The sequence below is a fragment of the Streptomyces sp. NPDC002133 genome (genome assembly GCF_040296405.1).
Taxonomy (GTDB): Bacteria; Actinomycetota; Actinomycetes; order Streptomycetales; family Streptomycetaceae; genus Streptomyces.
Genome location: NZ_JBEOXF010000008.1, coordinates 18,591 through 32,908, shown reverse-complemented (window position 1 = coordinate 32,908; position 14,318 = coordinate 18,591). Strand labels below are relative to the sequence as shown.

At 70.9% G+C, this 14,318-nt stretch carries 13 protein-coding genes; 6 read left to right on the top strand and 7 right to left on the bottom strand.

What is annotated here, in order from left to right; genetic code table 11:
- Positions 1-51 precede the first annotated feature (51 nt).
- Both ABT078_RS11775 and ABT078_RS11770 read right to left on the bottom strand, forming a co-directional pair.
- On the bottom strand, positions 52-747 hold the full coding sequence (locus ABT078_RS11775) for an ester cyclase (RefSeq protein WP_351226475.1): 696 nt from the start codon (positions 745-747) through the stop codon (positions 52-54).
- 92 nt (positions 748-839) lie between these two features.
- Complete coding sequence (locus tag ABT078_RS11770) at positions 840-1,952, bottom strand: substrate-binding domain-containing protein (protein ID WP_351226473.1); 1,113 nt, start codon at positions 1,950-1,952, stop codon at positions 840-842.
- Positions 1,953-2,084: 132 nt separating this feature from the next.
- Here ABT078_RS11770 and ABT078_RS11765 point away from each other — a divergent pair, with 132 nt between their 5' ends.
- Positions 2,085-3,944 carry a DUF2264 domain-containing protein gene (locus ABT078_RS11765; RefSeq protein ID WP_351226471.1) on the top strand — a complete coding sequence of 620 codons (1,860 nt, stop codon included), beginning with the start codon at positions 2,085-2,087 and terminating at the stop codon, positions 3,942-3,944.
- Here ABT078_RS11765 and ABT078_RS11760 read toward each other — a convergent pair.
- Both ABT078_RS11760 and ABT078_RS11755 read right to left on the bottom strand, forming a co-directional pair.
- Entirely contained in the window at positions 3,907-4,680 is a 774-nt protein-coding gene (locus tag ABT078_RS11760) for an SDR family NAD(P)-dependent oxidoreductase (RefSeq protein ID WP_351226469.1), read from the bottom strand. The two genes, ABT078_RS11765 and ABT078_RS11760, sit on opposite strands and share 38 nt — an antisense overlap.
- A 207-nt stretch (positions 4,681-4,887) precedes the next feature.
- The gene (locus ABT078_RS11755) at positions 4,888-5,556 is read right to left on the bottom strand and encodes an MOSC domain-containing protein (protein WP_351226467.1); all 669 of its coding nucleotides are present in this window, start codon (positions 5,554-5,556) and stop codon (positions 4,888-4,890) included.
- Between the two features lie 91 nt (positions 5,557-5,647).
- On the opposite strand from ABT078_RS11755, the gene ABT078_RS11750 reads away from it, so the two are divergent.
- Positions 5,648-6,538 (top strand): LysR family transcriptional regulator, encoded by an 891-nt coding sequence (locus ABT078_RS11750; RefSeq protein ID WP_351226465.1) that lies wholly within the window; start codon positions 5,648-5,650, stop codon positions 6,536-6,538.
- A 158-nt stretch (positions 6,539-6,696) separates the two neighbouring features.
- On the opposite strand, the gene ABT078_RS11745 is transcribed toward ABT078_RS11750, so the two are convergent.
- Positions 6,697-7,023, bottom strand: coding sequence for a WhiB family transcriptional regulator (locus ABT078_RS11745; RefSeq protein ID WP_351226463.1), 327 nt, complete (start codon positions 7,021-7,023; stop codon positions 6,697-6,699).
- A 382-nt stretch (positions 7,024-7,405) separates the two neighbouring features.
- Between ABT078_RS11745 and ABT078_RS11740 the strand changes: the two genes are divergently transcribed.
- The 4 genes from ABT078_RS11740 (at position 7,406) to ABT078_RS11725 (ending at position 11,847) form a co-directional block, all read left to right on the top strand.
- On the top strand, positions 7,406-8,017 hold the full coding sequence (locus ABT078_RS11740; protein WP_003948568.1) for a response regulator transcription factor: 612 nt from the start codon (positions 7,406-7,408) through the stop codon (positions 8,015-8,017).
- 314 nt (positions 8,018-8,331) lie between these two features.
- Positions 8,332-8,919, top strand: coding sequence for a sigma-70 family RNA polymerase sigma factor (locus ABT078_RS11735; protein ID WP_351226461.1), 588 nt, complete (start codon positions 8,332-8,334; stop codon positions 8,917-8,919).
- Between the two features lie 172 nt (positions 8,920-9,091).
- Positions 9,092-10,594, top strand: coding sequence for an IMP dehydrogenase (gene guaB, locus ABT078_RS11730; protein ID WP_351226459.1), 1,503 nt, complete (start codon positions 9,092-9,094; stop codon positions 10,592-10,594).
- Between the two features lie 128 nt (positions 10,595-10,722).
- On the top strand, positions 10,723-11,847 hold the full coding sequence (locus ABT078_RS11725; protein WP_351226457.1) for a GuaB3 family IMP dehydrogenase-related protein: 1,125 nt from the start codon (positions 10,723-10,725) through the stop codon (positions 11,845-11,847).
- 153 nt (positions 11,848-12,000) lie between these two features.
- Here the strand turns inward: ABT078_RS11725 and ABT078_RS11720 are convergent, their stop codons facing one another.
- Entirely contained in the window at positions 12,001-12,486 is a 486-nt protein-coding gene (locus ABT078_RS11720; protein WP_351226455.1) for a hypothetical protein, read from the bottom strand.
- 131 nt (positions 12,487-12,617) lie between these two features.
- Complete coding sequence (locus ABT078_RS11715; protein WP_351226453.1) at positions 12,618-14,318, bottom strand: M16 family metallopeptidase; 1,701 nt, start codon at positions 14,316-14,318, stop codon at positions 12,618-12,620.

The following is a 14,318-nucleotide window of genomic DNA, read 5'->3' as shown; positions in this document are numbered from 1 at the left end:
GGCCCTTGCCTTTGTCCTTGCCTCCGTTCTGCCCGGGCTCCTGCCCGGTGTTCACATCTCGAGCACGCCGAGCCGGCCCATCAGGCCGAGCCGGTCGTACTGCCACCAGCTCTCGCAGATCTTTCCTTCACGGCACCGCTGCACGGTCGTCCCGGTCATCGTCACCTGCTGGTCGGTCGCGGTGACCCCCATGAACTCGCCCTTGTGCAGGCCGGTCCAGGTCCAGCGCGTGCAGACGCGGTCGGCGTCCGCGATCTGGTCGTCGATCGCGAAGCCGAAGTCGAACCCGTCCCTCCACACGGCGACTTCGCGGCGGAGTCCTTCCATCCCCACGATGTCCTCGGCGTTGGAGGGATCGTGGTCGACGTAGTCGTCGGTGAGCAACTCGCCCAGCAGGGCGGCGTCACCGTTCGGCAGCGCCTCCGAGAAGAACCTGCGGCAGGCCGACTCGTTCAGCTGCTCGTCCCTGATCACCTCGAGGTCGGTGAACGTCGGCATGTCGTCGCACAGCGCCACCAATTCCCGGAAGATCCGGTCGGTCTCGGGCAGGTTCGAGTTCTTCATCGCCTCTTCGTACGACGGGAACTCGACCAGCTCCACGACGTGCGTCGAGTCGGACCGGTCGGTGGCGACCAGGCTGTGCGTCGCGGTGCGCCTTCCCTCGGTCTGCTCGATCCAGGCGTCCAGGAGCCGGTTGAACTCGTCCACGCGGTCCGTCTTGCAGTCGATCAATTGTGCGAATGTCATGGCGTCACCCCGGAGGTCGCTGGGTCACGCCCATTTTAGTGAGAATTGCCCCTTGTCGCGGGTCGCGTATGCAGGTCGCGGGGGCGGGAGGGTCACGCCTGGACGTCCCCGCTGCCGCCGCCCGCCCCGCACGACGACCGCACGTTCAGCCGCGGCAGAAGCGTCACATGCCGCCGAGGTTCGTCCGCGGCTTGCGCCGCACCGCCGGTCAGCCGCTCGAACAGCAACATTGCGGCCTGCCGCCCCACATGACGCTTGGGCGGGGCGACGGCCGTCAGCGGCGTGCCGGCGAGGGCGGCGACCTCGTCGTCGTACGCGATCAGGGCCAGGTCCTCCGGCACCCGCAGGCCGAGCTCGGCCAGGCGCTGCACCATCTGGATCGCGTCGACGTCGTTGTGCACGAGTGCTGCCGTCGCCTCGCCCGAGACCACCGCCGCCCGCAGTGCCTGTGCGGCCGCCTCGAAGCCCTCGGGGTCCTGCTCGGCCGGCACCGAATCGATCACCGGCGCGGGTGCGCGCAACCCGAGCGCCCCCAGCGCCTCTCCGTACCCGGAGCGCACGGCCAGCGCCGTCGGGCTGTCCGCGCGCGCCACCAGCAGCGGGGTTCCGTGCCCGAGCCCGACCAGGTGGCGGAGGGCGAGGAGCGCGCCGTGCCGGTGGTCGGACGAGACCCGGTCCAGCTCGTCCAGCGCGCTCCCCGGCACCGGCAGGCGCTCCAGCAGCACGGAGGGCACGGGCAGTTCGGTGATCCAGTCGCTGTGCGTGGCCGTGTCCTCGGGGCCGCACCACCCCGGTGCGACCAGCAGCCCTTCGGCGCCCGCTTCCAGCAGCCCTTCGGTGCGCGCGCGGTCCTCGGCGGGGCGGTAGTCGGAGATCCGCAGGACGATCCGTGCCCCGGCGCGCTCGGCGGCCTCGCTCGCCCCGCGGATCACCTCCGCGAAGTAGTACGTCGCCGAGGGCGCGAGCATCCCCAGCACCAGTCCGCCCCCGCCTGCACGCTTCTGGGGGAGTGCATGCCGCTCGGGCCACGACACCGACCCGTGCACCCGGTCCAGCAGGCCGCGCTCGGCGAGCGCCTCCACGTCGCGGCGCACGGTCACCGCGGACACTCCGAGCCGGTCCGCGAGGTCGGCCACACGCGCGGTGCCGCGCTCCCGCACCAGCTCCAGCAGTCTGTCGTGTCGTTGGGCGGCACTCGCGCGCACGGTGGCAGTCCCCCTGGCGGTGTGGTGGCTCGATGAGCCAGACCTTAATGCAATCCGATCGAACGACAAGAGTTCCGATCATTCGCTCGGACGTATTGACCTTCGATCGATCTCGAGCCCATGATGCCGATCATGCCCGCGCCGTCCGAGAACCGTGAGCTGAGTCCGTACACCGGCTGGACCCGTACCCACTGGGAGACCACCGCGGACGAACTCCTGCTGGCGGTGCGCCCGTACGCCTCGCGGCACCGGGGACTCGTCAACCTGCCCGGCCCGCGCCCCAGTTGGTCCGGGCCGCTGTCGGACGGCCTCGAAGGATACGCCCGTACGTTCCTGCTCGCCGCCTTCCGCGTCGCCGGGGCCGGCGGCGAGGACCCGTACGGCCATCTTGCGCGGTACGCGGAAGGGCTCGCCTCCGGCACCTCGGGCTCGTACGGCACCTCGGGCAGGTACGGCGTCGATGCCTGGCCGTGCATCGCCGACGTCCGCCAGGCCATCGTCGAGTCCGCCTCCGTCGCCCTCTCCCTGCGCCTCACCCGTCCCTGGCTCTGGGACAGGCTCGACGAGCGGACCCGGCAGCGCGCCGTCGACTGGCTGCTGCCCGCCCTCGGCCCTTCCCCCGTCGACAACAACTGGTGGCTCTTCGGCCTCACCGTCGCCGGTTTCCTCCAGGACGCCGGCATCGAGACCGATCGCGCCCGTCGCACGATCGACCGCTCCCTCGCCCGGATCGAGGAGTGGTACGCGGGCGACGGCTGGTACAGCGACGGGGCGGGCCGGTCCTTCGACCACTACAACGGCTGGGCCCTGCATCTGTATCCCGTCCTGCACGCCCATCTCGCGGGCGACCAGGACCTCCTGGAGCGCTACGGCCCGCGCCTGCGGGCCCATCTGGACGGCTATGCCCGTCTCTTCGGCGCCGACGGAGCGCCGATGCCGTACGGCCGTTCGCTGACGTATCGTTTCGCCGCCGCTGCGGCCCCGTGGCTCGGCGCCCTCACCGGCCACACGCCGCTCACCCCCGGCGCCACCCGCCGTCTCGCGTCCGGGGCCGTGCGCCACTTCCTCGACCGGGGCGCCACCGACGCCCGCGGACTGCTCACGCTCGGCTGGCACGGCCCGTACGAACCCGTCCTCCAGAACTACTCGGGACCGGCATCGCCCTACTGGGCCTCGAAGGGCTTCCTCGGGCTGCTCCTTCCGCCCGGCCATGCGGCCTGGACCGACCGCGAGGAGCCGCTGCCCGCGGAGACCGAGGACGCCGTCACCGCCCTCGCCCCGGCCGGCCTGCTCGTCCAGTCCACCGCTGCCGACGGGCTCGTACGCCTCCACAACCACGGTGCAGGTCCCGTCCGTGCCGTCGGCGCCGGGGACGACCCCTGCTACGCCCGCTTCGCGTACTCCACCCGCACCGGCCCGGTCACCGGGCCGACGGACTCCGACGACAACCACTCGGACGACAACCACTTCGCCCTGGTCATCGACGGAAAGCCCACCTCGCGCGGCCCTGCCGAACCACAGGGGTCGGGTCAGGGCTGGGCCGCTTCCGCCCACACTCCGTACCCCGGCATCCGGGTCCACTCCTTGACGCTCGCCCACGGCCGCGCCGAGGTCCGCGCCCATCTCGTCATGGGGGCGCCCGAGGCAACTCCCGTATGTCAGACGGGCTGGGCCACCACCCCCGACGGCCCCACCGCCCAACTCCAGCCGGTGCACGGCTACGCGGTGCGCACCGCGGCCGACACCGGCTCCACGCTCCAGGGCCCCGTCTCCCGTACCGCCGCGCTCCACGGCACGACCGGTGGCCCGTCCGGCGACGCGACCGGCGAGCGCGAGACGCTGTTCGTCGCCCTCGCCTCGCTCACCGACGAGCCCGCCCCCGAGCCCGTCTCCTCACTCGCCGACATCGATATCACCGGCACCCGAACCCTCGCGGTGACCTGGCAGGACGGAACTACTTCGGTCCGTACCTGCGGCCCGCCTTGGAGCTGACCCCGCCCAGCAGTCGGCGCGGCGTCAGCTTCACCACGCCCATCAGCGCCTTGTAGCGCGGATCCGGGACGGAGAGCGTCTTCCCGCGCGCCAGGTCGGCCAGCGCCGCCGACACCAGCTTGTCGGCGTCCAGCCACATCCAGCCCGGAATGTTGTCCGTCCCCATCCCGGCCCGCTCATGGAATTCGGTCCGTACGAAACCGGGGCACAGCGCCATCAGCCGCACCCCCGTCCCGGCCAGATCGCGCGCCGCGCCCTGGGTGAACTGCACGACCCATGCCTTGGACGCGCCGTAAGTCCCCCGCGGCACGAACGCCGCCACCGATGCCACGTTCACCACGCCGCCGCGACCGCGCTCGCGCATCGCCCCGGCCGCCGCGGACGTCAGCCGCAGCACCGCCTCGCAGTGCACCTTGAGCATCCGCAGCTCATCGGCCATGGACACTTCGAGATAGCGGCCCTTGTTGCCGAACCCGGCGTTGTTCACCAGCAGGTCGACGGGCCGCTTCCGGTCCGCGAGCCGGGCCTCGACCGAGGCGATCCCGGCCTCCTCCGCGAGATCCGCGGACAGGACCTCCGCCTCGATGCCGTGCCGGTCGTGGAGCTCCGTCGCCTGGTCCTGGAGCCGCTCGGTGTCCCGCGCCACCAGGACCAGGTCGTGCCCGTCCGCCGCGAGGCGCCGCGCGAAGGCGGCCCCGATGCCCGCGGTCGCGCCCGTAATCAGTGCTGTCGTCATACGCGGCACGTTAGTGCCCCGCGTACGCGTGCGACGCACCTGGCAGCCCGTCAACCGGCGCGGCCCGAGGTTCGTACTCCGGCGCAGGGCCGGCCCACCTCCGGCGCGGCCCGAGGTTCGTCCTCCGGCGCAGGGCCGGCCCCGGTGGCCGGGACGTTCGTCCTCCGGCGCGGGACCGGTCCTCGGGCCTCCTCCGGAACGCCCTGCCTACGCGCCGTACTTGGCCACGTACTCCCTGGCGGCGGCCAGCTGCTCGGGATGGAGTGCATCCCCCGCCGCGAGGACGCGCGGCAGCAGCGACCGCTCGGTCGTCCCCGCCCGGAAGGACAGCGCGACCGTCACGTCGTGGTCCGGCCGGTGCACGATCTCGATCGGGTCACCCGCCCGGATCTCACCCGGCTCGACGACCCGCAGATACGCCCCGGGGGCAGCGGTCCGCGTGAACCGTCCGACCCACCCCCGCTCGCCGAGGTGGCCCGCGAACGTACGGCACGGAACACGGCCCGACGTGACCTGCAGGACCAGCTGTGCGCCGATCCGCCACCGCTCCCCGATGAGGGCGCCGGTCACGTCGAGCCCGGACGTGGTCAGGTTCTCGCCGAAGGACCCGTTGGGCAGTGGGCGGCCCAGCTCGCCCTCCCAGAAGTCGAGGTCCTCGCGCGCGAAGGCGTACACCGCCTGGTGCGTCCCGCCGTGATGCCGCAGGCTGCACACCGTGTCCCCGGCGACGCCGCTGCCGCCCGTCCCCTTGGGGCCGGGATCGGTCACCAGCGCAGGGCCGTCCGCCGGCTGCTTGTCGATCCCCGTCACGCCGTCCCTGTGGTCGGTGTGGTCGACGGCCTTCGGGCGTCCCACGTTCACGGTCAGAAGCTGCATACGGGCGACGCTAGCCCAGCACCGGGTGGCCGTCCTCAAAGATTTCATCGACTATTTCACCTGAACTCCAAGTGCACCTTATGCTCAGAGGGTGATCGAGGCCCGTCATCTCCGTGTCCTGCGCGCTGTCGCCGCCACCGGTTCCTTCTCGGCGGCGGCGCGCGAGCTGGGCTGCACCCAGCCCGCCGTCAGTCAGCAGATGAAGGCACTCGAAACCTCCGCCGGCACACCGTTGTTGATCAGGACCGGCCGGGAGATGCGGCTCACCCAGGCCGGGGAGGCCCTGGTGCGCCACGCCGCCGGGATCCTGGCGGGGCTCACCGCAGCGGAGGAGGAGGTCGCCGCGATCGCGGGACTGCGCGCCGGCCGGGTCCGCCTGGTGTCGTTCCCCAGCGGCAGCTCCACCCTTGTGCCCACCGCGCTCGCCGCCCTGCGTGCGGCGCACCCCGGCACCCGTGTCTCGCTCGTCGAGGCCGAGCCGCCGCGCTCCGAGGAGATGCTGCGCGAGGGTGACTGCGATGTGGCGCTGGCCTTCCGCTACGGCTCCGCGGACGCGGAGTGGGAGGACCTGGTCGTACGGCCGCTGCTGAGCGACCGGCTCGTCGGTCTGGTGCCCGAGGGGCACCGGCTCGCCGGCGCGGGAGCCGTCTCGATCGCCGATCTGGCGGACGAGCCGTGGATCGCGGGCTGCCCGCGCTGCCGCCGCCAACTCGTGGAGGTCTGCGAGGAGTCAGGCTTCACTCCCAGGATCGACTTCGCCACGGACGACTACCCGGCCGTGGTCGGACTCGTCGGCGCCGGTCTCGGCGTCGCGGTGCTGCCGGAGCTGGCGCTGGAGTCGGTACTGCACAAGGGCGCCCGTACGGTCACGGTGGAGCCGTCCGTACAACGCGAGATCGTCGCCCTGACCCTTCCCGATCTGGCCCAGGTCCCGACGGTCGCGGCCACCCTGGACCAGTTGGCGCTCGCCGCGGCGCGCTGAACTCCGTCCACTGGGCGCGCCCCTTCCCGTTGCGCACCGAACTCCGCCCCCTCGGCGCGCTCCTGACGGCGCGCTGATTGTGTGCTCCTCTCGGCATCCGGCGCTGGGCCGGACGGTGCAGGAACGTTTCTTCGGTTGCTTCCAACGGTTGCCGTACGTCAACCGTGTCCGGCGACTCCCCCTGTGCTTGATGCCGGGATCAGCCGGTTCCGGGCCCGCCCCATGAGCTCCTCACGCTCGTCCTCCGTCAGTCCGCCCCATACCCCGTAGGGCTCCCGCACCGCCAGTGCGTGCGCTGCGCACTCCGCGCGCACCGGGCACCTCATGCAGACCTCTTTCGCCGAGTTCTCGCGCGCACTCCTTGCCGCGCCGCGTTCCCCCTCGGGATGGAAGAAGAGCGAGCTGTCAACGCCCCGGCATGCCGCGAGCAGCTGCCAGTCCCACAGATCGGCGTTCGGTCCGGGAAGGCGGGAGAAATCTGCCATAGCGCATGTCCCCTTGTTGCCGTGCTGAGTGGATGCCTGAAGCTCCGACCGTACATCTACGGTGTAAGTAGATGTAAATATGACTCATTGCGAATCTAGCCACAGACACCAGCAAAAGGGAAGAAAAGCCGCTAAATGGGGCATAGCTGTCAAGTGACGCCCGGCTGAGCTGTGTCGCTCTCCTCCGTGTGTAGGTCCTCACGTAGAGTGCCGAAGGTGCCCGTCGTACCCGTAACTCTTTCGAGTGACCGTCGTTGAGAGTGCGGAGGCGGTTGAGAGAACAAGCGCTCGGGCAGGAGTCCGGGGGCGTCAACCGCACAGGTGACGATACGTAACCAGCCTGGAGGCTCAAGGTGACGCGCATCAGCTGCGGAGGGCGGCCATGACATCCGTCCTCGTCTGCGACGACTCCCCGCTCGCCCGAGAGGCGCTCCGCCGCGCGGTCGCAACCGTGCCCGGCGTAGAGCGCGTGACGACCGCGGCCAACGGCGAGGAAGTCCTCCGCCGCTGGGGCGCCGACCGCTCGGATCTGATTCTGATGGACGTACGCATGCCCGGACTGGGCGGCGTCGAGACCGTCCGCCGGCTGCTGTCCGCCGACCCCGGCGCCCGGATCATCATGCTCACCGTCGCCGAGGACCTGGACGGCGTCGCGCTCGCCGTCGCCGCAGGTGCCCGTGGCTACCTGCACAAGGACGCCTCGCGCGCCGAGCTGCGGGCCACGGTCACCCAGGCCCTCGCCGACCCGACCTGGCGGCTCGCCCCGCGCCGGCTGCGCTCGGCCGAGATGGGCGCCGCGCCCACGCTCACCGCGCGCGAGATCCAGGTGCTGGAAGGCATGAGTCACGGCAGGTCCAATGCCGAGATCGGGCGCGAGCTGTTCCTCTCCGAGGACACGGTGAAGACGCACGCCAGGCGGCTGTTCAAGAAGCTGGGTGCCTCGGACCGGGCGCACGCCGTGGCGCTCGGATTCCGCTGGGGCCTGGTCCGCTGAGCGGTGCCGATCGCGAGAGGGAGCTCTCACGGCGAGCGAGCCGATGTGGCGCCGGAGCGCCCCGGAGGCGAGCCGAGCCCGGAGGAGGTGCCGTCCCCGCCCGCTGACCGGTGGGCGGGGCGACCGCGGACGGTGGGCACACGTTTCCCGCGGCATGCCGCATCCTTGAGAGTGTGGAGTTCCTCGGGGACAAGTCGGTCGAGCGTAAGGGGAGGGCGCAGGAGATGACTTCCGGCGCACCTGCTCATAACGCTTCGGTGCACAACTACGGACGCAGTGCCACGGAGCAGCGCCAGTCGAGGCACCATGGACCGATGCGCAACGACGAGGCGGCGAATGCCCACGGGGCCATCGGTGCGCTCGTGCTTCGTGCCGTCGACGGCGATGAGCAGGCCACCCATGACCTGCTGGCCCATGTGCACCCGCTCGCCCTGCGCTACTGCCGCACGCGGCTGAGCCGGCTGCCCGGTGATGCCCGCCACTTCGTGGAGGACCTCGCACAGGAAGTCTGTGTGGCGGTCCTCATGGCGCTTCCGCGCTACAGGGACACGGGACGCCCCTTCGAGGCGTTCGTCTTCGCCATCGCCGCGCACAAGGTCGCCGATCTGCAGCGGGCTGCCATGCGGCATCCCGGGTCCACGGCCGTCCCCTCCGACGAGATGCCCGAGCGGCCCGACGACTCGCTCGGCCCCGAGGAGCGGGCGCTGCTCAGCGACGACGCGGAGTGGGCCAAGAAGTTGCTCGCCAATCTGCCGGAGAACCAGCGGGAGCTGCTGGTGCTGCGGGTCGCCGTCGGCCTCACCGCCGAGGAGACCGGGCAGATGCTCGGGATGTCGCCGGGTGCGGTCCGGGTGGCGCAGCACAGGGCGCTGAGCAGGCTGCGGGCCCTGGCGGAGCAGTGACCGTTCGCGGGCGTACGTCACGCGCGGCGCGCGCATCGAGCTCGTGTGTCACGTGTGTCACGTACGTACGAACACACAAACATACTGTCTGATCTTGATCGTGGAATGAGACACCCGTGGAGCCCGTTAGCATGGACATCCGCACCGATCAAGGCCATTTGGGGAAGGTGTCATGACTGCCAACGTCGACGGAGTGCCCGAGAAGTTCGCGACACTCGGGCTGACCTACGACGACGTGCTGCTGCTGCCCGGCGCGTCCGACATGGCGCCCGACCAGATCGACACCGCCTCGTTCATCTCGAAGAACGTCCGGGTGAACATCCCGCTGCTGTCCGCCGCCATGGACAAGGTCACCGAGGCCCGCATGGCCATCGCGATGGCCCGCCAGGGCGGCGTCGGCGTACTGCACCGCAATCTCTCCATCGCCGACCAGGCCAACCAGGTCGACCTGGTGAAGCGCTCGGAGTCCGGCATGGTCACCGATCCGATCACGGTGCACCCCGACGCGACGCTCGCCGAGGCCGACGCGATCTGCGCCAAGTTCCGGATCAGCGGCGTGCCCGTCACCGACCCGGCGGGCAAGCTGCTCGGCATCGTCACCAACCGCGACATGGCCTTCGAGACGGACCGCTCACAGCAGGTGCGCGACGTCATGACCCCGATGCCGCTGGTCACCGGCAAGGTCGGCATCTCCGGCGTGGACGCCATGGAGCTGCTGCGCCGCCACAAGATCGAGAAGCTTCCGCTCGTCGACGACCAGGGCATCCTCAAGGGCCTCATCACGGTCAAGGACTTCGTCAAGGCCGAGAAGTACCCGAACGCCGCGAAGGACAAGGACGGCCGGCTCATCGTCGGCGCCGCCGTCGGCGTCGCCGGTGACGCCTTCGAGCGTGCCCAGGGCCTGATCGAGGCCGGTGTCGACTTCATCGTCGTCGACACCGCGCACGGCCACTCCAAGCTGGTCGGCGACATGATCGCCAAGATCAAGTCCAACTCGTCCGTCGATGTCATCGGCGGCAACGTCGCGACCCGGGACGGCGCCCAGGCGCTCATCGACTCCGGTGTCGACGGCATCAAGGTCGGCGTCGGCCCCGGCTCCATCTGTACGACGCGAGTCGTCGCCGGCATCGGCGTCCCGCAGGTCACCGCGATCTACGAGGCCTCGCTGGCGGCGAAGGCGGCGGGCATTCCGGTCATCGGCGACGGTGGTCTGCAGTACAGCGGGGACATCGCGAAGGCCCTGGTCGCGGGCGCCGACACGGTGATGCTCGGCTCGCTGCTCGCGGGCTGCGAGGAGTCCCCGGGCGAGCTGATGTTCATCAACGGCAAGCAGTTCAAGTCGTACCGCGGCATGGGCTCGCTCGGCGCGATGCAGTCCCGCGGCGACCAGCGCTCCTTCTCCAAGGACCGCTACTTCCAGGAGGGTGTCGCCTCCGACGAGAAGCTCGTGCCCGAGGGCATCGAGGGCCAGGTGCCTTACCGCGGCCCGCTCTCCGCCGTCGTCCACCAGCTGGTCGGCGGTCTGCGACAGTCGATGTTCTACGTCGGCGGCCGCACGGTGCCGGAGCTGCAGGAGCGCGGCCGGTTCGTACGGATCACGTCTGCGGGGCTCAAGGAGAGCCACCCGCACGACATCCAGATGACGGTCGAGGCGCCGAACTACAGCACCAAGTAGCAGCACGACGACGCAGGAAGTCGTCGCACGGACGTGCCAGGGGCGGTCCCGGTGTTCGCCGGGGCCGCCCCTGAGGCATGCGTCGGCGATACTGGTAGGCGCAGACGTAGAGGGAAAGGCCACACATCGTGACTGAGATCGAGATCGGGCGCGGCAAGCGCGGCCGCAGGGCGTACGCGTTCGACGACATCGCCGTCGTACCGAGCCGGCGCACCCGGGACCCCAAGGAGGTCTCGATCGCGTGGCAGATCGACGCCTACCGCTTCGAGCTGCCCTTCCTGGCCGCTCCCATGGACTCCGTCGTCTCCCCGCAGACCGCGATCCGCATCGGTGAGCTGGGCGGCCTGGGTGTGCTGAACCTCGAGGGCCTGTGGACCCGGTACGAGGATCCGCAGCCGCTGCTCGACGAGATCGCGGAGCTGCCGACCGAGAGCGCGACCCGCCGCCTCCAGGAGATCTACGCCGCCCCGATCAAGGAGGAGCTGATCGGGCAGCGCCTGAAGGAGGTGCGCGACTCGGGCGTCGTCACCGCCGCCGCGCTCTCGCCGCAGCGCACGGCCCAGTTCTCCAAGGCCGTCGTCGACGCGGGTGTCGACCTCTTCGTCATCCGCGGCACGACCGTCTCGGCCGAGCACGTGTCCGGCGCCGCGGAGCCGCTGAACCTGAAGCAGTTCATCTACGAGCTCGACGTCCCGGTCATCGTCGGCGGCTGCGCCACGTACACCGCGGCGCTGCACCTGATGCGCACGGGCGCGGCGGGCGTCCTCGTCGGCTTCGGCGGCGGCGCCGCGCACACCACGCGGAACGTGCTGGGCATCCAGGTCCCGATGGCCACCGCCGTCGCCGACGTCGCCGCGGCCCGCCGCGACTACATGGACGAGTCCGGTGGCCGGTACGTGCACGTCATCGCCGACGGCGGTGTCGGGTGGTCCGGCGACCTGCCGAAGGCCATCGCCTGCGGCGCGGACGCCGTCATGATGGGCTCCCCGCTGGCGCGTGCGACGGACGCGCCCGGCCGCGGCCACCACTGGGGCATGGAGGCCGTCCACGAGGACGTCCCGCGCGGCAAGCTCGTCGATCTGGGCATCGTCGGTACGACGGAGGAGATCCTCACCGGCCCGTCGCACTCACCGGACGGTTCGATGAACTTCTTCGGCGCCCTGAAGCGGGCCATGGCGACGACGGGTTACAGCGAGCTCAAGGAGTTCCAGCGCGTCGAGGTGACCGTGGCGGACTCGCAGCACAAGCGCTGACACCTGCCGGCACCCTGCTTTCGTACGACCGAGGGGCCCTGCACCATCACGGTGCCGGGCCCCTCGTGCGTGCTCGTCACTCGGTCCGCAGGTGATCAGGACGAGATCACGACACACGGCCCCCCGGGCCGGGATGGCCCCGGAGCGGCAGTGTCACTCCGCGCCCTTCTTCGCACCACCGAACGCCGCGACGCCGGCCAGCACGAAGAAGACGAGCGTCATGAAGTCCTTGCCCTCGTTCCAGCCCTGCGTGAGCAGGGAGAAGTGGTCGAGGAACATGTCGGTCGCGGAGACGTTCAGCTCCTTGGCGACGAGGATCGCGATGGCGAGGAGCTGACCGAGGTAGACCGCGCCGAGGGAGAAAGCGGCGCTCACGATGGGCAGGACCAGGTTGCGACCGCCGAGCTTCGCCGCGACGAAGCCGACGAGGAAGCCGACACCGATGGCGGCCCAGCCGATTTCGCGCTCGATCGCCCCGGCGACACCGCCGTAGACGCCGCCCGCGACGAGGGCGGCGACCAGGGAGCCCACGAGACCGAGGGCGAGGTTGCCCGAACGAACGGGCGCGGGCGTGGGAGCCGGCGCGGGCGCGGCGTCGGCGGCGAACGGGTTGCCGGACGGCGGTACGGACTGAGACATACGGGATCCCCCCACGGGAAACGGATACGCACGAATGTGCGACAAGCGGCGCTGGAGGCTAACACCCCGGCCCGACAATGCACACGAGGATTCATCTGGGCCCGGCACCCTCACGGTGCCGGGCCGGTCGGTCATCCGCCGTGGCCCTGCCTGCGCCGGTACCAGGTGCGGCCCAGGAGGAAGAGCGCTCCGCTTTCGAGGATCCACAGGAGGGCGACATAGACCCGGTCCGGCGAGGCCGTGACCGCCGGGTCGAATTCGTCGGCCGTCCCGACGACGGCGACGAGTCCCCAGAACAGCGCCAGGGCGGCGAACAGCCACAGTGCCGCAGTCGACTTCCGGCTCGGGGTGGGCCGCGCCGGATCGCGCAGCGGCGCGGGCTGCGGGATCCGGTCGGGGGAACGGGCCGGCATCGGGATGACCGAGTGCGGGGCCACGGCGGCGTCGATGGGCGCGAGCTCCGCCGGGAACACGTGGTACAGCGTCGGCTCGACGGAGATGCTGAGCCCGTCCTCGGCGATGAGGCGGCGGCCGCCGTCGGCGTACGCCAGCATCGCGGCGCATTCGGAGTAGCGGACGCTGACCTGGTTGTGGGGCGATGTCAGGCTGACGCCTTCCCGGCCGATGAGCAGTGCGGCGTCGGAGTGCGTGCGGTGGGCGTAGCGGCGGCCGGTGAGCAGTTCCGTGGATCCACCGGGGGCCTCGTGGAAGCCCGCCCAGTCGGCGCCCCGGTGACCGGGGACCTTGAGCAGCGCGTTGTCCCAGACCTTGCGCGCCACGTCGTGAAGATCCTCGACCGTGACCGCGTGCAGCTCGGCGATGTGCTCGTCGTCGCCGGGCACGGGGTGGCCGGTGAGCACGCCGAGCGCCTGGCTCGGCAGCTTCGCGGCGGCCAGATCGGGGATCTCGTACGCCTTGAGCCGCGCGCTGCGTACGGCGTCCAGATCGGACTGCTCGATGCGCCCGGCCCGCAGTGCGGCGAGGGTGTCGATGAAGCCGCCGACCACCGCGTCCTGTTTCCTGGGGAGCGAGTCGGCCAGGGCTGTGATCGTCGCGAACTCGGCGTCACGCGGGCTGTAGTCGCATTCGGCGGCGTACGAGTAGCCGCCCTCCTGGCGCAGATCGCGGAAGAGCGCCTTGCCGAACACGTCGGCGAACAGACTGGCGGCCGTGCTGCGCGGGACGACGGCGTCGAGCACGACGACGCCGTCGTCGCCCTCGAAGTACGCGGGAGTGCGCGGCAGGGTGGACGTCGGCGCGGGAAGCGGCTGCCACGGTCCCGACGGCAGGTTCAGGTCGAGGCCGTCCGGCACGGTGTCGCTGGTGATCCACAGGACGGCGTTCTCCCGGGTGAACCGGGTCGCGGCCCAGTCCCGTACCGCCGTCGCGTCGATCCGGTACAGGCCCAGCTCCTGGTAGCTGGGCAGACCGTAGCCCTGGGCCCCGTACCGCCACAGGGGCATGTCGTACCCCGGGCCGCTGCTGCGGCCCGCCGCTTCGGTGCGAAGGATCTCCTTCTCGGTCTCCAGCCGTTCCAGCGGCAGGTCGCGCAGCGCGGCGCACACACCGTTGAGGTACTCGACGACCTCGGAGGTGTCGCCCGTGACATGGAAGTGGGTGAAGGTTCCGGCGGTCGCGCCGTTGTAGTGCAGATCGCCGACGCCGTGCCGGTGCAGCGCCAGATGTTCCACCAGATGGGTGATTCCGCGGGTGGCGAGGGTTTCGTCGGCGCTGCCGACGCGGAAGAAGAGCCCGGCGCTCACCGGGCCGGAACGGTGTGCGAGCAGGGTGCGGATGCCGTCGACCTCGGTCTCGCGGATGTCTTCGGTCAT